This is a genomic window from Sagittula sp. P11 (assembly GCF_002814095.1).
Classification (GTDB): domain Bacteria; phylum Pseudomonadota; class Alphaproteobacteria; order Rhodobacterales; family Rhodobacteraceae; genus Sagittula.
In genome coordinates, this window is record NZ_CP021913.1 from 2720104 (window position 1) to 2741379 (window position 21276).

A 21276-nucleotide genomic window follows, 5' to 3' on the forward strand; every position below is an offset into this window, starting at 1 on the left:
TGGCAGGCGCGCCTTGCATCGACCATGACACGCATGGGTTGAGCGATTTGCTGCCCATGCACTTTCTGGTGCCTTGCGGTTGGTTAACGGGACAAGCATCCTGACCGCGACGTCAGAGGGAGCAGCCATGACATTCACTGTTTACGGCGCGGTGCGCAGCCGGACGTTCCGCGTTCTGTGGATGCTCGAGGAACTCGACGTGACCTACCTGCACATCCCCATGCAGCCGCAGTCGGACGAGGTGCGGGCGCTGACACCCTCGGGCAAGATCCCGGTGCTGGACGTCGACGGCACATGCCTGAGCGACAGCTCGGCGATCCTGACCTATCTCGCGGACAGCCATGGCCGCTTCACCTCTCCCGCAGGCAGCCCCGAGCGCGCGCGGCAGGATGCCTTCACCTTTCGTATCCTCGACGAGATCGAGGCGCCGCTGTGGTGCGCCGCCCGGCACAGCTTCGTTCTGCCGGAAGAGGCCCGGGTGCCCGAGATCAAGCCGGCCTGCCGCGCCGATTACGCCGTCGCCATCGCGCGGCTCTTCGACGAGGTCGAGGGCCCCTTCCTGATGGGGGAGGAGATGACGGTGCCGGATTTCATCCTCGGCCATTGCGGCGGCTGGGCACGGTCGGCGAATTTTCCCGATCCGCCGCAGGCCTTCGCCGACTACCTCGACCGCCTGCGCGACCGCCCGGCGTTCCAGACGGCCCTGGGGTAGGTCTGGGGTAGGGTGGCGCAAAGCCCCACCCTACGGGAGCGTCGCGCCGACACGGCCGCCACACGGCGATCATCCCGTACCGACGCGGACCGCGGAGCCATGGGCAGACCGGGATGCAGGGCAGAGATTCTCCGCCCCCCGATCACCGCAGGGATCAGCTCTTGTCTGTGACGTTCTCCTTGAACGCCTTCTCGAAGGCCGCTTGCTTGCCTGCGTCGGCCTCCGTCTGGTTCTGCGCCTTCCACTCGGCGTAGGGCATCCCGTAGAACACCTCCCGCGCCTCGGCCTGATCCATGTCCATGCCACGCTCCTGCGCGGCTTCCATGTACCAGCGGCTCAGGCAGTTGCGGCAGAAGCCCGCGAGGTTCATCAGGTCGATGTTCTGCACGTCCTGACGGTCCTCCATCAGGTGCTTGCGCAGGCGACGGAAGGCCGCCGCTTCCAGTTCGGTCCGGGTTGCGTCATCCATGTCGTCTCTCCTCTGGTCGCTCGTCTTGTCGGCGCGCCGCCACGCGGCGGCCCCTAGTCTGATACCTTTTCCAGCGCCGACACCAGCATCGGTGCCAGCCGCTTGCCCCACAGAACCTGCGCCGCCTCGTCGCGGATCAGGTCGTGGCGGATCTCGATCAGCGTGTTCGGCCGCCCGCACCGCAGCGCGTGCAGGTCGATGGCGTCGCCGGGCAGGTGGCCGGGGTAGGGCTCGTTGCGGCCCACCACGAGGTCCGGCTCCGCCTCCAGCCGCGCGATCAGCGGATCGGACAGGCGCGCGTCCCAGGCGTGCAGGATGCCCACGTGCCACGGCCGGGGCCGCCGTCCGCGCAGCCGCGGCGTGAAGGAATGGATCGCCACGATCACCGTGTCGTCCCGCCGCGCGGCCAGCCCCTCCAGCGCGTCGTGGTAGGGCTGCCAGTAGGCGGCGATCCGGCGCGCCTTCTCGGCGGCATCGGCGTGGCGGTTCCCGGGGATGATCGTCCCGTCGTATAGCTTCATCAGCAGGGTCGGATCGTCGGCGCCGCGGTTCGGGTCGATCACCAGCCGCGAGAAGTTCGCCATGACGACCGGCGCGTCCAGCTCCGCCGCAAGTGCCCGTGACACGCCGGCAGCACCCACGTCGTAGGCGATGTGCCGCGCCATATCCTCCTCCGGCAGGCCCAGCGTTCCGCCAAGGTCCGGCGGCACGAGGTTGGTGGCGTGATCGCAGGTGATGAGGAAACGGCTCTGGCGCTCTGCCCCTTCCATCGTGAATGGCGCGTATGTCATGGTTCGGTAACCTCCGGCCCGCTACACATAGAGGCCCTTGCGGGGAATGAAAATGTGCGACATCTCGTTGCACAAGCCCGGCAGTTAGGCGATAAAGCAGGCGTGTTAGCGGTAACCCGTTCGGGTATCCGCATGCGGCCATGGCAGGGTCGGCACCACCACGACGGCAGACCCCGAAAGGGCGCCGATTGAACCGTACGGGACAGGACGACAAGGAAAGGTCTACCGCCATGAAACGCGACCGCAACGTCAAGATCGTGGCCACGCTCGGCCCCGCATCCTCGACCTACGAGATGATCAGGGCCCTGCACGAGGCGGGCGCAGACGTGTTCCGCCTCAACATGTCCCACGGCACCCACGAGGAAATCGAGGAGCGTCACCGCATCATCCGCAAGGTGGAGCAGGACCTCGACAGTCCCATCGCCATCCTCGCCGACCTTCAGGGACCGAAACTGCGCGTCGGTGAATTCGCCAATGGCTCCGAAGAGCTGGAGTGGGGGCAGGAGTTCCGCCTCGACCTCGACGACACGCCGGGCGATTCGAAGCGTGTGCAGCTTCCGCACCCGGAAATCTTCGAGGCGCTGCAACCCGGCGCGCATCTGCTGGTCAACGACGGCAAGATCCGCCTCAAGGTCGCCGACTGCACCAGCGACCACGCCAACTGCATCGTCGAGGCGGGCGGCACGATCTCCAACCGCAAGGGCGTGAACGTTCCCGACGTGGTGCTGCCGCTGGCCGCCCTGTCGGAGAAGGACAAGCGCGACCTCGAATTCGTCTGCTCGCTCGGGATCGAGTGGCTGGCCCTGTCCTTCGTGCAGCGCGCACGAGACGTGCAGGAAGCGCGCGACCTCGCCAACGGCCGCGCCGCGCTGATCGCCAAGATCGAAAAGCCCTCTGCCGTGAACGACTTCGACGCGATCCTCGAGGTGTCGGACGGCATCATGGTGGCGCGCGGCGACCTTGGCGTCGAACTGCCCGTCCACTCAGTCCCGCCGATCCAGAAGCGCCTCGTGCGGAAATGTCGGGCCAAGGCGCGCCCGGTGATCGTCGCCACGCAGATGCTCGAGTCGATGATCGAATCGCCGATGCCCACAAGGGCAGAGGTCTCTGACGTCTCCGGCGCGATCTACGAAGGCACCGACGCGATCATGCTCTCGGCGGAATCCGCGGCGGGGCAGTACCCGATCGAGGCGGTGATGACCATGAACAACGTTGCCGTGTCGGTCGAAAGCGACCCGACCTACCGCGACATCATCGAGGCCTCGCGCCACGCGGACCGCAAGACCGTGGCCGACGGCATCGTGGCCGCCGCCCGCGAGATCGCGGAGACGACCGATATCAAGGCGATCTGCTGCTTCACCTCTTCCGGCAACACCGCGGGTCTGGTGGCACGCGAACGGCCCCGCGTGCCGATCATCGCGCTGACCAACCGCCGCGGCACCGCGCGCCGCCTGTCCCTGAACTGGGGTACGCAGTGCGTCATGACCGGCGAGCTGGAGCGCTTCAAGCAGGCCGTGGTCAACGCCGCCCGCGCCGCGCGCGCACACGGCTACGCGACAGAGGACGACCAGATCGTCGTGACCGCCGGTGTGCCGTTCAACACCTCGGGCACGACCAACATCCTGCGCGTCGCGCCCTGTAACGAGCGGTTGATCTATTCCACCGATCCGGAGTGATCTGGCAACCGGGGCGCGTGTACTGCGCGCGCCCCGGCCCCGTGGCCCATCCTTGCCCGAATGTCATCCGGCGCCGCATTTGACCCGCGCGCGCCGGTGACGCACTCTGGCCCTGACAGCCGGAGGCACCCATGACCCTCGATCCCAAGACCGCGCTCGTGATGGGCATGCTGCTCGTGGTGCTTGCGCTGCCGGCGCTGATCTCGGCATGGGCAGACCGCCGGAAACCCTTCGCGGGCACGATCCTGCTGTTCGCCGGCTGCGCACTGGGCACATGGGCCTGGCGCAGGCAGGAGGGCGGCTTCCGGCTCGACGAGGTGCCCGACATCCTCTACGGCGTGATCGGACAGATGATCGGCTAGCCCGACCGCCCGCGCACAAGGCGCGGACCCCCTTGCCAAATCCCCCCCGGCCCTCTATAGGGCGCCCTTCAACCGCGCGGCCGGCCTTCTTTGGCATGCCGAGTCGCGTCAACAACGGCGGCCCGAGCGTAAGCGAAGGCGCTCTTTGAAGAGGAACCGAAATGCCCAAGATGAAGACCAAGTCGAGCGCCAAGAAGCGCTTCAAGGTGAGCGCGACCGGAAAGGTCATCGCTGGCCAGGCCGGCAAGCGCCACGGCATGATCAAGCGCCACAAGAAATTCATCCGCGACGCGCGCGGCACGACCACGCTGTCGGCCCCCGACGCCAAGATCGTCAAGGGCTACATGCCCTACGATCGATAACCGCTAGCCAGGAGGATCAGATATGCCCCGAGTCAAAGGCGGTACCGTCACACACGCGCGCCACAAGAAGATCACCAACCAGGCCAAAGGTTACTATGGCCGCCGCAAGAACACCTTCAAGGTGGCGGCACAGGCGGTTGACAAGGCGAACCAGTACGCAACCCGCGACCGCAAGAACCGCAAGCGCCAGTTCCGCGCGCTGTGGATCCAGCGGATCAACGCCGCCGTTCGCCTGAACGACGAGACGCTGACCTATTCGCGCTTCATCAACGGCCTGTCGAAGGCCGGCATCGAGGTGGACCGCAAGGTGCTCGCCGACCTCGCCGTGCACGAGCCGGACGCCTTCGCGGCGATCGTCGAGCAGGCGAAAGGTGCGCTGGCCGCGTAAGTTGCCCGCCCTGATGTGTTGAACACGAACGGCCGTCGGATCCCCGGCGGCCGTTTTGCTTTGTGCGCCGCGCCCGGGCGGCCGTCAGCGTCCGCCGCCGCGCTTCGCCCGCTCGGCCTGCAGCGTATCGGCCAGCAGCCTCGCGATCCGGGCGGAGCCGGTCGGGGACGGGTGGATCTTGTCCCACGCGAACAGCGACAGGTCCGACGACGGCATGACCGCCGCAAGGTCGACCAGCACCACGCCTTCGTCGCGCGCCGCCATCCGCATCAGCCGCGCCTCGTATTCGAGGTAGGGCCCGACGCAGATCGTGCCCGCATAGCGCGGCGCGGTGTAGTAATCCGCCCAGATCACCTTGCTGCCCCTGCCGCGCAGCCCGGCAACCAGCCGGGGCACCGCGCCGGAGCGTCCGTCCTCCGACACCAGCTCGTCCAGAACCGTATCGCAGCGCGTGCAGCCGCATTCCTCGCGCAGGTCGTTGGCGCCGCCGTCGAGGATGACCCATTCCGCCGACAGCCGCGCCACCTGCGAGGGGATGCTCAGCGGCCCCACACCCTCCGTCACCCGGGCGAGCGAGGTCGCCACGTCGCCCACCGGTTCCCGCAGCAGCGCAGACATGTTGTCCGCCACCGATCCGCCGCTGTTGCGGTTCCACGCCATCACCGAATCGCCTGCGACGACGATCCGCGCGCCGGGCGGCACCGAGCGCCCGCAGGCCGCCAGCGCAAGGCATATCAAAAGTCCGACAAGTCGCATCGCGATCCTCCCTCGCCGGGGAACCTGACACGAAATCCCCGCGCTTCAAGTCGTCCCGTTCGGGCAACACGGGGGCGTTTCTTGGCAGCGGGAACACGTTTCCCGACCCCGCCATGGCGCTCCGGCCTTGTTTCCCCCGGCGTCCCTCGCTACTCAGCACGCGCACACGCGGGAGCCCTGACATGGACGATCTGAGAAACAAGTATCTCGACCTCATCTCGAACGCCTCCGACGAGGGCACGCTCGAGGACCTCCGCGTCGCCGCCGTCGGCAAGAAGGGCGAGATCAGCCTGAAGATGCGCGAGCTGGGCAAGATGTCCCCCGAAGAGCGTCAGACCGCCGGTCCGGCGCTGAACGCGCTGAAGGACGAGATCAACACGGCGCTGGCCGCGAAGAAGGCCGCGCTGGCCGATGCGGCGCTGGACGAACGGCTGAAGACCGAATGGCTCGACGTGACGCTGCCGGTCCGCCCGCAGCGCCAGGGCTCGATCCACCCGATCAGCCAGGTGACGGAAGAGATCACGGCGATCTTCGCCGACATGGGCTTTGCCGTGGCCGAGGGGCCGCAGATCGACACCGACTGGTACAACTTCGACGCGCTGAACATCCCCGGCCACCACCCCGCGCGGGCCGAGATGGACACGTTCTACATGCACCGCGAGGAGGGCGACAATCGCCCGCCGCACGTGCTGCGCACCCACACCTCCCCGGTGCAGATCCGGCACATGGAAAAGCACGGCGCGCCCTGCCGCATCATCGCGCCGGGCCGCGTCTACCGTGCCGACTACGACCAGACCCACACGCCGATGTTCCACCAGATCGAGGGCCTCGCCATCGACCGCGACATCTCCATGGCGAACCTCAAGTGGGTGCTGGAGGAGTTCTTCTCCGCCTTCTTCGAGATCGACGGCATCAAGACCCGCTTCCGCGCCTCGCACTTCCCCTTCACCGAACCCTCGGCCGAGGTCGACATCCAGTGTTCCTGGGAAGACGGCCAGCTCAAGATCGGGCAGGGCGACGGCTGGCTGGAGGTGCTGGGCTCCGGCATGGTGCACCCGCACGTGCTGCGCTCCGGCGGCGTGGACCCGGACGAATGGCAGGGCTTTGCCTTCGGCATGGGGATCGACCGGATCGCGATGCTGAAATACGGCATCCCCGACCTCCGCGCCTTCTTCGACAGCGACCTGCGCTGGCTGCGCCACTACGGCTTTGCCTCGCTGGACGTGCCGACCCTGCACGGCGGGTTGTCGCGGTGACCTGAAAGGCAATCCCGCGGCGTACCCGCAGGATGTGGCCTGACAGCGCGATCCGGCAACGGGTACCGCCCTTCCGGGGGCGGTATCGCCTGTGGCGTCCGTTGCTGTGAGTATTTGCAAAGCAGAGAAGCACAGGGTCGCCCTTCCCCTCCCATCGGGGCTGCGGTAAGGGAGGCCGGACGTATTTTCTGATCGGGGCCCGGCACATGAAATTCACCCTCTCCTGGCTGAAAGAGCATCTCGACACCACCGCCTCTGTCGACGAGATCGCGGAGACGCTGACCGATCTCGGGCTGGAGGTCGAGGAGGTCGTCGATCCCGCGTCCCGGCTGAAGGCCTTTACCCTCGCCAAGGTGGTCCACGCCGAGCAGCACCCGGACGCCGACCGTCTGCGCGTCTGCCGGGTGATGACCGACGAGGGCGAGAAGCAGATCGTCTGCGGCGCGCCGAACGCGCGTGAGGGGATCACCGTCGTGCTGGCGAAACCGGGCGACTACGTGCCCGGCATCGACACGACGCTCTCGGTCGGCAACATCCGCGGCGTCGAGAGCCACGGCATGATGGCCTCCGAGCGGGAGCTGGAGCTGTCGGACGAGCACACGGGCATCATCGAGCTGCCCTCCGGCGAGGTCGGGCAGAAGTTCACCGACTGGCTGGCGCAGAACGACCCGGCGAAGGTCGACCCGATGATCGAGATCGCGATCACGCCGAACCGGCAGGACGCCCTTGGGGTGCACGGCATCGCCCGCGACCTCGCGGCGCGCGGCCTCGGCACGCTGAAACCGCTGAAGGAAGCGCATGTCCCGGGCCAGTACCCGTGTCCGGTCTCCGTCACCATCGACGCGGATGCCGCCACCGACGGCTGCGAGATCTTTGCCGGGCGGCTGATCCGCGGCGTGCAGAACGGGCCTTCGCCGAAATGGCTGCAGGACCGCCTGCGCGCCATCGGCCTGCGCCCGATCTCGAAGCTGGTGGATGTGACCAACTTCTTCACCCATGACCGCAACCGCCCGCTGCATGTCTTCGACGCGGACAAGGTGCAGGGCGGCGCGCTGCGCATCCATCGCACCGAGGGGGGCGAGACGCTGGTGGGGCTCGACGAGAAGACCTACACCTTCGGCCCCGGGCAGGTGGTGATCTCCGACGCGGCGGGCGTCGAATCCATCGGCGGCATCATGGGCGGGCTGTCCACCGGCTGCACGCAGGACACGGTCAACGTCTTCCTCGAGGCCGCCGTCTGGGACCGCATCCAGATCGCGCACACCGGCCGCGCGCTGAAGATCAACTCCGACGCCCGCTACCGCAACGAGCGCGGCATCGACCCGGCCTACAACATGCAGGCCATCGAGGATGCGACGCAGATGATCCTCGACCTTTGCGGCGGCGAGCCGTCCGAGGTCGTGGTCGCGGGCCGCGTGCCGGACACCGCGCGCGCCTACCGGCTGGACCCGGCGCGCGTCGTCTCGCTCGTCGGGATGGAGATCCCGGAAAGCGAGCAGCGCCAGACCCTGACCCGTCTGGGTTTCCGCATGGAGGGCAACATGGCGCATGTGCCGTCGTGGCGCCCGGACGTGCTGGGCGAGGCCGACCTCGTGGAGGAGGTGGCCCGCGTCGCCTCCCTGACGAAGCTCAAGGGCAAGCCGCTGCGCAAGGCGCCGGGCGTCCAGAGGCCGATCCTCTCGGCCCTTCAGAAGCGCGAGCAACTGGCGCGGCGCACGGCGGCGGCGCTCGGCTACAACGAGTGCGTGACCTACAGCTTCATCGACTCGGAGGCCGCGGCGCTGTTCGGCGGCGGCGGCGATGCGACGATGCTGGCCAACCCGATCAGCAGCGACATGAGCCACATGCGCCCGCAGCTTCTGCCCGGGCTGCTGCGCGCGGCGGCCCGCAACCAGGCGCGCGGCTTTGCCGAGATGGCTCTGTTCGAGGTCGGCCATGCCTTCCATGGCGGCGAGCCGGGAGAGCAGGCGCTGATGGTCTCCGGCCTGCTGGTCGGACGGACCGGGCCGAAGGACGTTCACGGCGCCTCGCGCCCGGTGGATGTCTATGACGCCAAGGCGGATGCGGAGGCGGTGCTGGCCGCCATGGGCGCGCCCGCAAAGGTGCAGATCCTGCGCGGCGCCGAAGGCTGGTGGCATCCGGGCCGCCACGGCAAGCTCTGCCTCGGCCCGAAGAAGGTGCTGGGTGTCTTCGGCGAACTGCACCCGCGCGTGCTGTCGGCGATGGATGTGAAGGGGCCCGCAGTGGCCTTCACGCTCTACCCCGCCGAGGTGCCGCTGCCGCGCAAGGCCGGGGCGACCCGTCCGGCGCTGGCGCTGAACGACCTGCAAGCGGTTGAGCGGGACTTTGCCTTCGTCGTCGACCGCGACGTGGAGGCGCTGACCCTGGTCAATGCCGCCCAGGGGGCCGACAAGGCGCTGATCTCCGACGTGCGCGTGTTCGACGAGTTCATCGGCGGGTCGCTGGGGGAGGGCAAGAAGTCCCTCGCCATCACCGTGCGCCTTCAGCCGACCGACGCGACGCTGAAAGAGAAGGACATCGAGGCCGTGGCGGCCCGGATCGTCGAGAAGGTGACCAAGGCCACGGGCGGCGTCCTTCGGGGCTGACCCCGGACCGCACCGCTGGCGTGACATGAGGTCGGGTGGAGTTCAACTCCACCCTGCTTTGCGTTTCGCGGGCCGGGTCAGTTGGTTCCCGGACCTTTCGGCATGGCGTGGCCCATGCCCTGACCCATACCTTGTCCCATCCCGTGACCCGTGCCCTGCGCCATGCCAAGACGCGTGCCTTGCCCCTGGCCCATGCGCCCCGCGCGGCCCGGTCCGAAATCGGCCACCGTCACCGCGCCGTCTCCGTCGCTGTCCATCTGCGCGACCCAGCCGGCGGCTCCGGCGACGAACTCCTCGCGGCTGACCTTGCCGTCCCCGTCCGTGTCGTTCCGCGTCAGCTTCATGCCATCCGCCGCGCGCATCATCGGCCCGCGATCCTGCGCGCTTTGGGCCGCCATGTCGGTTGCACGGGCCTCGTCGAAGAGCACGTATTCATCGGCGTCCAGAAACCCGTCGTCGTCGGCATCGAAGGAGAGGAAGACATCGCCGCGGCGCGTTTCGGCTTCGGCCACGGTGACCTTGCCGTCGCCGTCGAGGTCCCAGTTCTGGAGGAAATGCGCCCCGGGCGTGCCCTGTTGCGCCAGCGCGGGCGTTGCGAGAAGGGCGAGGGCGAGAGCCATGCGTTTCATGTCGGGATCCATTCATCTGCGTTTGTGATAGTCATATAACGATTTCAGAATGTATATCCGTCGCGGAAATCGCGCCCGTCCGCAGATTTTGCAGGGCGGCACCCGGCCACCGCTTTGCCCGCCCATGGCCGGGGGCGTCAGGCGTGCCCGCCCCTGCCGCTTGCGACGTCCAGCGCCTGCGCCAGTTGCCGGGCGAAGTTCGCCGCCGCCACCGGCAGCGTCCGCTGCCGCATCTGCGCGAGGTAGAGCACCCCGGCCGGCACATCGCGCGTGTCGATGGGCCGGGACACCACCGGCCCTGAATCGTCCATGGGCAGGCCGATGGGGATCTGGAAGGTGACCATCAGCTCCGGCCCGGGATAGCAGCGCAGGAACTCGAAACTGTCGGACTCGATCCCCGGGACGATCTGCACGGAAGACCGCCGCATCGCGATGTCCAGCAGGTAGCGCACGCCGAACTCCTCGCTGGGCATCCCCACGGGGAAGTCCGACAGGTCCGACAGCCTTATCACCTTCTTCGCCGCGAGCGGGTGTTCGTGCGACATGACCGCATGCACCGGCTGCGGGGCGGTTGCCAGCACCTGCACGTCGGACAGGCGCACGGGTTCGAATACCAGCGCGATGTCGGCCTCATGCGTGATCAGCGCCCGTTCGGCGCGGTAGCGGTCGCGCAGGTTGACCTCGAAGGTGACCAGCGGATGCTCCGCCCGGTAGTTGTTGATCTCGCGCGGCATGAAGTAGGGCAAGAGCGCCTGGCTGCACGCCACCTTCACATGGCCGCGCCGCTCTCCCTTCAGGTCCGAGATCTGCGAGCGCAGGCGTTCGAGGTCGGCGCGCTGGTTCCTGACGTGCTGGATCAGCAGTTCCCCGGCGGTGGACAGCCGCACGCCGCGCGGCAGCCGTTCGAAGACCGGCGCGCCCAGTTCCTCCTCGAGCGACAGCAGACGCCGGTTGAGCGCGGTGGAGGTGATCGAAAGCGACTCCGCCGCGCCCCGGATCGACCCGGCCCGGCTGATCGCTTCGATGAAGTCGAGCGTTTCGAGGTGTTTCATGCTGATCGCTGCGTTTTCTGCATCGCAATGGAGCGAACTTAGCAGCAGACAGCACCGCAGCATAGCTTAACCTCTGCGTCAACGTGCCCCCGGAATCGCGAGGGCCACAGCAGAGAGGGATGAAGAATGACCAGTTTCCTGACACGGCGCCGCTTCCTGTCGACCACCGCCGGCATGGCCGGGGCGGCGGCCCTCGGCGGTTTTGCGGCGCCCGCGCGCGCGGCGGGCGGCCTGACCGTCGGCTTCATCTACGTCGGTCCCCGCGACGACTACGGCTACAACCAGGCCCACGCCGAGGCCGCCGCCGTCATCAAGGGCATGGAGGGCGTCACCGTCATCGAAGAGGAGAACGTCGCCGAGACGCAGGACGTGCAGCAGACCATGGAGTCGATGATCAACTTCGACGGCGCGACGCTGCTGTTCCCCACGTCCTTCGGCTACTTCAACCCGCACATCCTGACCGTCGCGCCGAACTACCCCGACGTGCGGTTCGAGCATTGCGGCGGCCTCTGGTCCGAGGGGATGCCCGAGAACACCGGCTCCTACTTCGGCTACATCGGCATGGGCCAGTACCTGAACGGCATCGCCGCAGGCCACGCGACGAAGACCAAGAAGATCGGTTTCGTCGCGGCCAAGCCGATCCCGCAGGTGCTGCTCAACATCAACTCCTTCCTGCTGGGGGCCCGCTCCGTCGATCCGGAGATCACCTGCCAGGTCATCTTTACCGGCGAATGGTCGATGGCCGTGAAGGAGGCAGAGGCGACCAACGCGCTGGCCGACGCGGGCGCGGATGTCATCACCTGCCACGTCGACGGCCCGAAGGTGGTGATGGAAACGGCCGCCGCGCGCGACTGCTTCATCTGCGGCTACCACGCCAACCAGTCGGAACTCGCGCCCGAGAAATACCTGACCGGGGCGGAATGGAACTGGGCGACCGTCTACACCGACATGGTGCAGAAGACGATGGCGGGCGAGCCCATCGACAACTTCGTCCGGGGCGGCCTGGCCGAGGGCTTCATCAAGATGTCGCCGCTGGGGCCAGCCGTGTCGGACGCCGCGCGCGCCCAGTTCGAGGACACGCACGCAAAGATCATGTCCGGCGGTTTCGCCGTCATCAGCGGCCCGCTGAAGGACAACACCGGCAACGAGATCGCCGCCGCGGGCACCTCCTACGAAGAGACCGACGTGGCGCTGGAATCGATGAACTACCTCGTCGAGGGCGTCATCGGGTCGACCTCGTAAGATGTCGCTCGGGGCGGAGATGACCGGCCCGGTCCGCGACACGCGGGCCTGGCTGGTGCCGCTGGCGGGTCGGGCCGAGGGGCTGATCCTGCCGGTCGCGGCGCTGCTGACCGGGTTCGCGGCCTTCGGGCTGTTCCTGCTCCTTCTGGGCAAGAACCCGGTGGAGTTCTACCAGCTTGTCTACAAGGCGGGCTTCGGCACGGCATTCTCCTGGACCAACACCCTGTCGCGGGCCGCCCCGCTCCTGTTCGCGGCGCTCTGCGTTGCCATCCCGGCGCGGCTCGGGCTGGTGGTGATCGGCGGGGAGGGGGCCATCGTGCTGGGCGGCGTGATGACCGGCGGCCTTGCGGCGACCTTCGCGGGCTGGCCCGCGCTCATCGCCATGCCGATCCTCGCGCTCATGGCGGCGGTGGCGGGCGGGGTCTGGATCGGCATCGTCGGTGCCCTGCGCCAGTGGCGCGGCGTCAATGAAACCATCGCCTCGCTCCTCATGGCCTACATCGCCATCGCCCTGATGAACCACCTCGTCGAGGGGCCCCTGCGGGATCCCGCCTCGCTCAACAAGCCCTCCACCGCGCCCCTGGCCGACACCCTGAGGGTCGGCGACCTGCCGGGGTGGAGCGTGCACTGGGGCCTCGCCGTCGCGGTGATCTGCTGCATCCTCGCCTGGGTGCTGATCGAACGCACCACGCTGGGCTTCTCCGCCCGCATCGCCGGTGGCAACGTCCGCGCCGCGCAGGTGCAGGGCCTTCCGGTGGGCAAGCTGGTGATCGGCTTCACCGCGCTCGGCGGCGCCTTCGCGGGGCTGGCGGGCTACTTCGAGGTCTCCGCGGTGCACGGATCGGCCAACGCCTCGCTCGCCGCCGGGTACGGCTACACCGGCATCCTCGTGGCCTTCCTCGCCCGTCACAACCCGCTGGCCATCATTCCCGTGGCCCTGCTGCTCGCCGGGTTCGAGGCGTCCTCCGGCCTCGTTCAGCGCCGCATGGACCTGCCCGACGCCACCATGCTCGTCCTTCAGGGCTTCGTCTTCGTCGCCATCCTCGCGTCGGAGACCTTCACCGGCCGCATCAACCTGATCGGCTGGATCGCGAAAGGAGACCGGACATGAACTGCGACATCGGGCTCTGGGCCGTGCCCCTCGCGATGCTGGGCGGCGCGATCCGCGTGTCGACCCCGTACCTCTTCGTCTCGCTGGGCGAGGTCATCACCGAGCGGTCGGGCCGCATCAACCTCGGGCTCGAAGGCACGCTCGTCTTCGGCGCCATGGCGGGCTACGCGCTGGCCTACCTCACCGGGTCTGCCTGGGCGGGGGTGCTGGCGGCGGCGCTGGCCGGGGCGGCCTTCGGCCTGATCCACGGGCTCCTGTGCTCCCTGCCAAAGGTCAACGACATCGCCATCGGCATCGCGCTCATGCTGCTGGGCACCGGGCTCGCGTTCTTCTTCGGCAAGCCCTTCATCCAGCCGGTCGCGCCGGACCTGCCGGCGATCAACCTCGGCTGGTGGTCCGACCTGCCGCAGGTGCAGGCGGCGCTCAAGGTCAACGTGCTGTTCATCGTCGGCGCCGTGCTGGCCGTAGCGCTGGCCTGGATGCTGAAGAAGACCCGCATCGGCCTGACGCTGCGCGTGGTGGGCGACAGCTCCGACGCGGCGCGTGCCCTGGGCATCAGCCCGTCGAAGGTCCGCATCCTTGCCACCGCCTTCGGTGGCGCGCTGGCGGGCATCGGCGGGGCGTACCTGTCGCTCTTCTACCCCGGCTCGTGGAACGAGGGCATCTCCTCGGGGCAGGGCCTGATCGCCGTGGCGCTGGTGATCTTCGCCCGCTGGTCGCCGGTCTGGTGCTTCTTCGCGGCGCTCCTCTTCGGGGCGGCGGGCGCGCTTGGCCCGGCGCTGCAATCCATCGGCATCACCTCGGGCTACTACCTCTCCTACGCCGCGCCCTTCGTGCTGACGCTGATCGTCCTGATCCTGTCGTCGTCGAAGTCCGGCGCGCTCACCGGCGCCCCGCGCGAACTGTCCATCACCAAGTGAACGGAGACCCACAGATGAACGTCATGACCGAAACCCCCGTGGGCACGACCATCGACTCCGCGCCCTACGCCTGGCCCTGGAACGGCCACCTGCGGCCCGGGAACACTGCGCTTATCATCATCGACATGCAGACCGATTTCTGCGGCGTGGGCGGCTACGTCGACAGCATGGGCTACGACATCTCCCTGACCCGCGCGCCCATCCAGCCCATCCAGTCTGTGCTGAAGGCCTTCCGCGACAAGGGCTACATGGTGATCCACACGCGCGAGGGCCACCGCCCCGACCTCTCGGACCTGCCCGACAACAAGCGCTGGCGGTCCCGGCAGATCGGCGCGGGCATCGGCGATCCCGGCCCCTGCGGGCGCATCCTGACCCGCGGCGAACCGGGGTGGGAGATCATCGGCGAACTGGCCCCCGAACCGGGCGAGGTCATCATCGACAAGCCGGGCAAGGGCTGCTTCTGCGCCACCGACCTCGAGATGATCCTGCGCCTGCGCGGCATCGACAACATCGTTCTGACCGGCATCACCACGGACGTCTGCGTGCACACCACCATGCGCGAGGCCAACGACCGCGGCTTCGAATGCGTGATGCTGACCGACTGCTGTGCCGCCACCGACCCGGCCAACCACGCCGCCGCGATCCACATGATCCACATGCAGGGCGGGGTCTTCGGCGCCACGGCGACCTCCGGCGCGCTGCTGAAGGTGCTGCCATGAAGATGGCGGCCCTCGACGACACGCCCACCGCGCCCGTCGCCAAACCGAAGGGCACCGGCGCCATCGGGATCGAGACGGTCGGCATGACCATGCGCTTCGGCAATTTCACCGCGCTCGACAACGTCTCGATCAAGGTGAAGCCGGGCAGCTTCCACGCGCTGCTGGGCGAAAACGGCGCGGGCAAGTCCACCCTCGTCAAGTGCATCATGGGGTTCTACCACGCCACCTCCGGCAACCTGCTGATCGACGGCTTCGACGGCAACGTGACCGATCCGAAGGACGCCCACGCCAAGGGGCTGGGCATGGTCTATCAGCACTTCACGCTGGTCCCGGCCCTGACCGTGGCGGAAAACCTCGTGATCAGCCGCGCCGACGTGCCGGCGGTGATCGACTGGGAGACGGAGATGCGCGACCTCTCCGCCTTCATGGACGCGATGCCGTTCCGTGTTCCCCTTGCGGAGCCCGTGCATCGCCTCGCGGCGGGCGAGAAGCAGAAGCTGGAAATCCTCAAGCAGCTCTATCTCGGCCGCCGCTTCCTGATCCTGGACGAACCCACTTCCGTCCTGACGCCCGACGAGGCGGACGAGGTGCTGGGCCACGTCCGCCAGCTGTGCGAGGCGGGGGGGCTGTCGGTCCTGATGATCTCTCACAAGTTCCGCGAGGTGACGGCCTTTGCCGACGAGGTCTCCGTTCTCAGGCGCGGCGTCTACACCGGCGGCGGCATGGTCAGCGACCTGTCCCACGCCGACATGGCCGCGATGATGATGGGCGACGCAAAGCCCGCCGACCCCGCCCCCCGTGCCGAAACGAGCGGAGAGACGGTGCTGGCGCTCGACGGCATCCGCGCGACCGACCGCTCCGGCCTCGGCCAGATCACGATCGACGGGCTGAAGGTCCGCGCGGGCGAGATCGTCGGCATCGCGGGCATCTCCGGCAACGGCCAGATGGAACTGATGGAAATCCTCACCGGCCAGCGCGCGCCCTCTGCCGGCACGATGACCGTGCACGGCGTCCCCTACGGCGCCACCCGGGCCGAGGAACGCCGCCTGAAGGTCCGCTACCTGCCCGAAGAGCCGCTGCAGAACGCCTGCGCGCCGCGCATGACCGTGGCCGAGAACATCGGCTTCCGCTCCTTCGAGACGGGCCGCGACCGCCCGCGCTTCTGGCTTGCCCCGCGCGCCATGAGGCAGAAGGCCGAGCGCCTCGTGGCCGAGTACAAGGTCAAATGCGCCTCCATCGAAAGCCCCATCGCCGCGCTCTCCGGCGGCAACGTCCAGCGCGCGGTCCTTTCGCGCGAACTGGACGGAGAGGTGGACCTCCTGGTGATCTCCAACCCCTGCTTCGGCCTCGACTTCACCGCCGTGGCCGAGATCCGGTCGCGCATCATGACCGCCCGCAACGGCGGCGCTGCGGTGCTTTTGATGAGCGAGGACTTGGACGAGATCCTCGAGCTTGCCGACCGCGTGCTTGTCATGTCCGAAGGCGCGCTGGTCTACGAATGCACCGCCGCCGAGGCCGACGTGCCCACCATCGGCCACCACATGGGAGGTCACGCATGAGGATCGACGCAGAGCCCTTTCCGCTGGACCTCGACCCCGCGACCACCGCGCTGATCGTGATCGACATGCAGCGCGACTTCATCGAGCCGGGCGGCTTCGGCGCCTCGCTGGGCAACGACGTGACGCGGCTTCAGGCCATCGTGCCGACCACCGCGCGGCTGATCGACGGTTGCCGCGCGGCCGGCGTCCCGGTGATCCACACCCGCGAATGCCACAAGCCCGACCTGTCCGACTGCCCGCCCGCCAAGCGCCTGCGCGGGGCGCCGTCGCTCCGGATCGGTGACGAAGGCCCGATGGGCCGCGTCCTGATCGCAGGCGAACCGGGGGCCGAGATCGTCGCCGAACTGGCGGCCATCCCGGGCGAAAAGGTCATCGACAAGCCGGGGAAGGGGGCCTTCTACGCCACCGACCTCGGGCCCTACCTTGCCTGTCTCGGGACGAAGACCCTGATCTTCGCGGGCGTCACGACGGAGGTCTGCGTCCAGACCACAATGCGCGAGGCCAACGACCGCGGCTTCGACTGCCTCCTGGCCGAGGACGCCACCGAAAGCTACTTCGCCGAGTTCAAGGAGGCAGCCCTGCAGATGATCCGCGCGCAGGGCGCCATTGTAGGCTGGACGGCGCCCGTCGCCACGATCCTCTCGGCGCTGGAAATGGCCGATGCCTGAGCCGCTCTCCATCGCTGACCTCACCAGCGGCAGCTGGCGCGACATGACCTTCGCCCCGTTCCGCGACGGGATCGAGATGTGCACCATCGCCGAGGGCATGCCCCAGGTGGCACTCCTGCGCTACGAACCCGGCGCCGCCGCCCCCCGCCACCGGCACAGCGGCATGGAGACCGTGCTCGTGCTGGACGGCAGCCAGAGCGACGAGAACGGGCATTACCCCACGGGCAGCCTCGTGCTGAACCCCGAAGGCAGCGTGCACACCGTGCGCTCGGACGAAGGCTGCGTCGTACTGATCCAGTGGACGAAGCCGGTGGAATTTCTGGAAGGTGACTGACCTATGAACGTGATGACGCTACAGGCGCCCGACCTGCGGATCGGCGCGCTGCACGACCTCTATGCCGCGGGCACCACACCCGACACGGTGATGGCCGCCGTCTACGCCCGCATCGCCGAGATAGGCGACCCCGGCATCTTCATCGCGCTCCGCGAGCAGTCCGAGGTTGCGGAAGAGGCCATGGCCCTGCCGCCTTTCGATGCAGACGCCTACCCGCTCTGGGGCGTGCCCTTCGCGGTGAAGGACAACATCGACGTGGAGGGCCTGCCCACCACCGCCGCCTGTCCCGCCTTCGCCTATGAACCTGCCGAGGACGCCTTTGTCGTCGCCCGCCTGCGCGCTGCGGGCGCGCTGGTGATCGGCAAGACCAACCTCGACCAGTTCGCCACCGGCCTCGTCGGCATGCGCTCGCCCTACGCCGTGCCCTTCAACGCCGTCGATCCGGAGATCGTGCCGGGCGGCTCCTCCTCCGGCTCTGCCGTGGCCGTGGCGCAGGGCATCGTCAGCTTCGCGCTGGGCACCGACACCGCCGGATCGGGCCGCGTGCCCGCCGCGCTGAACAACATCGTCGGCTTCAAACCCTCCCTCGGGCTACTCAGCGCCACCGGCATGGTGCCCGCCTGCCGGACGCTCGACACCATCTCCATCTTCTCGGTCGGCGTGGCGGACGGTTGGACGGCGCTGCAGGTGGCCTCCGGCTACGATCCCGCCGACGCCTATTCCCGCGACCTGCCCGCCCCCGCGCTCGACACGCGCGAGACGCTGACCGTCGCGATCCCCGATGCGGCCTCGGCGCAGTTCTTCGGCGACACCCTCCAGGCAGAGGCCTTCGCCAGCGCCACCGCCCGGCTGATGGACATGGGCATTACCGTCGAGGAGATCGACCTGACGCCCTTCTACGACGTGGCACAGATGCTCTACTCCGGCGCCTGGGTGGCCGAACGCAGGGCCGCGATGGAAGGGATCATGGCGGTCGAACCCGACGTTGTGCACCCCGTCACCCGCGCCATCGTCTCGGCCGCCGACCAGTTGACCGCCGTCGACGCCTTCCGCGGGTTCTACCGCCTCGCCGACCTGCGCCGCGCCGTCCAGCCGGTGCTCGACCGCTACGACATGCTCGTGGTGCCCACCGTGCCGACCTTCTACACCCGCGCCGATCTTGAGGCCGACCCGGTCGAACCCAACTCCCGCTTCGGAACCTACACCAACTTCGTGAACCTGCTGGACATGTGCGGGCTGGCCGTGCCGACCGCGCCCCGCAGGGACGGGCGACCCGGCAGCCTGACCCTCCTCGCGGCCTCCGGCAGGGACGGGCTTCTGGCCGCTCTCGCCGCCCGGATAGAGGCGGACGCCGCCATAGCCCCCGGCAACGGGCTTGCCATTCCGATGCCCTTGCCGCTTCCGGCGCGCGCACAGAACGAGACGGTGATCGCCGCCGTCGGCGCGCACATGTCCGGCCTGCCGCTCAACGGCGAGCTGACCCGCCTCGGCGCCCGCTGCCTCGGCCCCGCCCGGACCAGCGCGGACTACCGGCTTTACCGGCTGCCCGGCGGCGGCGTGCCGAAACCGGGCCTCCTGTGGGTGAACCGCGGCGGCAAGGCGATCGACATCGAGCTCTGGGCGCTGCCCACCGCCGCGGTCGGCGCCTTCATGGCCAACATCCCCTCGCCGCTCACCATCGGCACGCTGACGCTGGAGGATGAGGACCTCTGCAAGGGTTTCCTGGTGGAGGCGGCGGCGGTCGAGGGCGCAGAGGACATCACCGCATTCGGCGGCTGGCGCAGCTTCCTGGCCTCGCTCGAATCCGCCCAGGCCTGACCCGGCCCGCGGGCAATAGAAAAGGCGCCCCAGGGGGCGCCTTTCCAGTCCGTCACAACGATGTCAGCCCAGAAGGCGCCGCGCGATCACCTGCGCCTGGATCTCTGCCGCGCCCTCGAAGATGTTGAGGATGCGGGCGTCGCACAGGATGCGCGACACGGTGTATTCCAGCGCAAAGCCGTTGCCGCCGTGGATCTGCAGCGCGTTGTCCGCCGCGGCCCAGGCCACGCGCGCCCCCAGCAGCTTCGCCATCCCCGCCTCAAGGTCGCAGCGCCGGCCCTCGTCCTTCTCCCGTGCGGAGAAATACGTCAGCTGCCGCGCGATCATCACCTCGACCGCCATCATCGCCAGCTTGCCCGACACGCGCGGGAACTTGATCAGCGCCTTGCCGAACTGCTTGCGGTCCAGCGCGTAGCGCATGCCCACGTCCAGCGCCGCCTGCGCCACGCCGATGGCCCGCGCGGCCGTCTGGATGCGCGCGGATTCGAACGTCTCCATGAGCTGCTTGAAGCCGTTGCCCTCGACGCCGCCCAGAAGGTTCTCGCCCTTGACCTTGAAGTTGTCGAAGCCCAGCTCGTATTCCTTCATGCCGCGGTAGCCCAGCACCTCGATCTCGCCGCCGGTCATGCCCTCGGTGGGGAAGGGGTCAGCGTCGGTGCCCGGCGTCTTCTCGGCGATGAACATCGACAGGCCCTTGTAGTTGTCCGTCGACGGATCGGTGCGCGCCAGCAGCGTCATGATGTGGGTCCGGGCCGCGTGGGTGATCCAAGTCTTGTTGCCGGTGATCCGGTAATCGCCGTTCTCGTCCTTCACCGCCCGCGTGCGGAGCGAGCCGAGGTCCGACCCGGTGTTCGGCTCTGTGAAGACGGCGGTCGGCAGCACCTCGCCCGACGCGAGCTTGGGCAGCCACTTCGCCTTCTGCTCTTCCGTGCCGCCCGCGATGATCAGCTCTGCCGCGATCTCCGACCGCGTGCCCAGCGAACCCACCCCGATATAGCCGCGCGAGAGCTCTTCGGAGACCACGCACATCGACGCCTTGGACAGGCCGAAGCCGCCGTGCTCTTCCGGGATGGTCAGGCCGAAGACGCCCATCTCGGACAGCTCCTCGATCACTTCCATCGGGATCAGCTCGTCCTTCAGGTGCCATTCGTGGGCGAAGGGCTCCACCTTGTCGACGGCATAGCGGCGGAACTGCTCGCGGATCATCTCCAGTTCTTCGTCGAGCCCGGTGCGGCCCACCGTGATCTCGGCCGAGCGTTCCTCCATCAGCTCGACCAGCCGGCTCCGCGCGGCCTGGCTGTTGGCGTTCAGCGTCAGCGTGACGATGGCCTCGCTGGCCAGTGGCGCGGCTTCGGCGGGGGTCACGCCCAGGTCCGCAAGGCGCACCATCTCGCCCTGGTTCATCTGGATGCCGCCCATGATCTGCGCGAGGTACTCGCCAAAGGCGATCTGGTGGATCAGCTGCTCCACCTCGCCAAAGGTCCCCTCGGCGGTCAGCTTCTCTGCCCAGCCCTGCATCTGGCGCAGCGACTCGAGGTATGTGGCGAACCACGCAAGGCCATGCGCCGCGGTCTGGTTGTCCTCCACCGCGCGGGCCGAGACCCGGCCGTCGATGCTGACCAGCGCGCGCACGCGCGCACGGGCGGCCTCGAACACCTGTTCCACCGGGGCAACGGCCGCGCCGGTCAGATCCAGAAGGTCGGGCAGGATCACGCGGCCCTGACCCAGGTCTTGTCCATCATGCGCCATTCATCGTCTCCTTGTCGTCGGTTTCGGTCGCCGGACGCGACGGGTTCGGTCTGTATATTCGGTTGCGACGGTCCTAAACATTTTGCAGTTGCAGCGC

At 68.3% G+C, this 21276-nt stretch carries 21 protein-coding genes; 15 read left to right on the plus strand and 6 right to left on the minus strand.

Going from position 1 to position 21276, the window contains the following annotated elements; all coding sequences use genetic code 11:
- The first annotated feature begins 127 nt into the window (after nt 1-127).
- Nucleotides 128-712, plus strand: a complete 585-nt coding sequence (locus CDO87_RS13135) for a glutathione S-transferase family protein (RefSeq protein WP_100929194.1) — start codon at nt 128-130, stop codon at nt 710-712.
- A 154-nt stretch (nt 713-866) separates the two neighbouring features.
- Here CDO87_RS13135 and CDO87_RS13140 read toward each other — a convergent pair whose 3' ends face one another.
- Nucleotides 867-1181: a DUF1244 domain-containing protein gene (locus CDO87_RS13140; protein WP_100929195.1), complete on the minus strand. Its 315-nt coding sequence runs from the start codon at nt 1179-1181 to the stop codon at nt 867-869.
- Between the two features lie 53 nt (nt 1182-1234).
- On the minus strand, nt 1235-1972 hold the full coding sequence (locus CDO87_RS13145) for an N-formylglutamate amidohydrolase (protein WP_100929196.1): 738 nt from the start codon (nt 1970-1972) through the stop codon (nt 1235-1237).
- A gap of 230 nt (nt 1973-2202) precedes the next feature.
- Here CDO87_RS13145 and pyk point away from each other — a divergent pair, with 230 nt between their 5' ends.
- The 4 genes from pyk (at nt 2203) to rplT (ending at nt 4760) form a co-directional block, all read left to right on the plus strand.
- A complete protein-coding gene (gene pyk, locus CDO87_RS13150) occupies nt 2203-3648 on the plus strand; it encodes a pyruvate kinase (protein ID WP_100929197.1) in 1446 nt (481 codons plus the stop codon).
- A gap of 131 nt (nt 3649-3779) precedes the next feature.
- Complete coding sequence (locus tag CDO87_RS13155; protein ID WP_100929198.1) at nt 3780-4010, plus strand: hypothetical protein; 231 nt, start codon at nt 3780-3782, stop codon at nt 4008-4010.
- Between the two features lie 161 nt (nt 4011-4171).
- Nucleotides 4172-4372: a 50S ribosomal protein L35 gene (gene rpmI / locus CDO87_RS13160; protein WP_005855129.1), complete on the plus strand. Its 201-nt coding sequence runs from the start codon at nt 4172-4174 to the stop codon at nt 4370-4372.
- 22 nt (nt 4373-4394) lie between these two features.
- Nucleotides 4395-4760, plus strand: a complete 366-nt coding sequence (gene rplT, locus CDO87_RS13165; protein WP_005855131.1) for a 50S ribosomal protein L20 — start codon at nt 4395-4397, stop codon at nt 4758-4760.
- A gap of 84 nt (nt 4761-4844) precedes the next feature.
- Here rplT and CDO87_RS13170 read toward each other — a convergent pair whose 3' ends face one another.
- On the minus strand, nt 4845-5516 hold the full coding sequence (locus CDO87_RS13170; RefSeq protein ID WP_198521716.1) for an SGNH/GDSL hydrolase family protein: 672 nt from the start codon (nt 5514-5516) through the stop codon (nt 4845-4847).
- A 182-nt stretch (nt 5517-5698) separates the two neighbouring features.
- Between CDO87_RS13170 and pheS the strand changes: the two genes are divergently transcribed.
- Together pheS and pheT are read left to right on the plus strand one after the other, a co-directional pair.
- Entirely contained in the window at nt 5699-6772 is a 1074-nt protein-coding gene (gene pheS, locus CDO87_RS13175) for a phenylalanine--tRNA ligase subunit alpha (RefSeq protein ID WP_100929199.1), read from the plus strand.
- Between the two features lie 206 nt (nt 6773-6978).
- On the plus strand, nt 6979-9378 hold the full coding sequence (gene pheT, locus CDO87_RS13180) for a phenylalanine--tRNA ligase subunit beta (protein WP_100929200.1): 2400 nt from the start codon (nt 6979-6981) through the stop codon (nt 9376-9378).
- Nucleotides 9379-9455: 77 nt separating this feature from the next.
- Here pheT and CDO87_RS13185 read toward each other — a convergent pair whose 3' ends face one another.
- Both CDO87_RS13185 and CDO87_RS13190 read right to left on the minus strand, forming a co-directional pair.
- Entirely contained in the window at nt 9456-10007 is a 552-nt protein-coding gene (locus CDO87_RS13185) for an EF-hand domain-containing protein (protein WP_100930960.1), read from the minus strand.
- Nucleotides 10008-10144: 137 nt separating this feature from the next.
- Entirely contained in the window at nt 10145-11059 is a 915-nt protein-coding gene (locus tag CDO87_RS13190) for a LysR family transcriptional regulator (RefSeq protein ID WP_100930961.1), read from the minus strand.
- A 126-nt stretch (nt 11060-11185) separates the two neighbouring features.
- On the opposite strand from CDO87_RS13190, the gene CDO87_RS13195 reads away from it, so the two are divergent.
- Genes CDO87_RS13195 through atzF form a run of 8 tightly spaced genes read left to right on the plus strand, consistent with a single transcriptional unit; the run spans nt 11186 to nt 19430 of the window.
- A complete protein-coding gene (locus CDO87_RS13195; protein ID WP_100929201.1) occupies nt 11186-12301 on the plus strand; it encodes a BMP family ABC transporter substrate-binding protein in 1116 nt (371 codons plus the stop codon).
- Nucleotides 12302-12320: 19 nt separating this feature from the next.
- On the plus strand, nt 12321-13412 hold the full coding sequence (locus CDO87_RS13200) for an ABC transporter permease (protein ID WP_254698112.1): 1092 nt from the start codon (nt 12321-12323) through the stop codon (nt 13410-13412).
- Entirely contained in the window at nt 13409-14332 is a 924-nt protein-coding gene (locus tag CDO87_RS13205; RefSeq protein ID WP_100929203.1) for an ABC transporter permease, read from the plus strand. Before CDO87_RS13200 ends, CDO87_RS13205 begins: the two co-directional genes overlap by 4 nt.
- A 14-nt stretch (nt 14333-14346) precedes the next feature.
- Nucleotides 14347-15051: a cysteine hydrolase family protein gene (locus tag CDO87_RS13210; RefSeq protein ID WP_198521717.1), complete on the plus strand. Its 705-nt coding sequence runs from the start codon at nt 14347-14349 to the stop codon at nt 15049-15051.
- The gene (locus CDO87_RS13215) at nt 15048-16610 is read left to right on the plus strand and encodes an ABC transporter ATP-binding protein (protein WP_198521718.1); all 1563 of its coding nucleotides are present in this window, start codon (nt 15048-15050) and stop codon (nt 16608-16610) included. The genes CDO87_RS13210 and CDO87_RS13215 overlap by 4 nt, the downstream gene beginning before the upstream one ends.
- On the plus strand, nt 16607-17278 hold the full coding sequence (locus tag CDO87_RS13220; RefSeq protein ID WP_100929204.1) for a cysteine hydrolase family protein: 672 nt from the start codon (nt 16607-16609) through the stop codon (nt 17276-17278). Before CDO87_RS13215 ends, CDO87_RS13220 begins: the two co-directional genes overlap by 4 nt.
- Entirely contained in the window at nt 17271-17612 is a 342-nt protein-coding gene (locus CDO87_RS13225; protein ID WP_100929205.1) for a cupin domain-containing protein, read from the plus strand. The genes CDO87_RS13220 and CDO87_RS13225 overlap by 8 nt, the downstream gene beginning before the upstream one ends.
- A gap of 3 nt (nt 17613-17615) precedes the next feature.
- On the plus strand, nt 17616-19430 hold the full coding sequence (gene atzF / locus CDO87_RS13230) for an allophanate hydrolase (protein ID WP_100929206.1): 1815 nt from the start codon (nt 17616-17618) through the stop codon (nt 19428-19430).
- 63 nt (nt 19431-19493) lie between these two features.
- On the opposite strand, the gene CDO87_RS13235 is transcribed toward atzF, so the two are convergent.
- Nucleotides 19494-21179 carry an acyl-CoA dehydrogenase family protein gene (locus CDO87_RS13235; protein WP_100929207.1) on the minus strand — a complete coding sequence of 562 codons (1686 nt, stop codon included), beginning with the start codon at nt 21177-21179 and terminating at the stop codon, nt 19494-19496.
- Between the last annotated feature and the right edge of the window lie 97 nt (nt 21180-21276).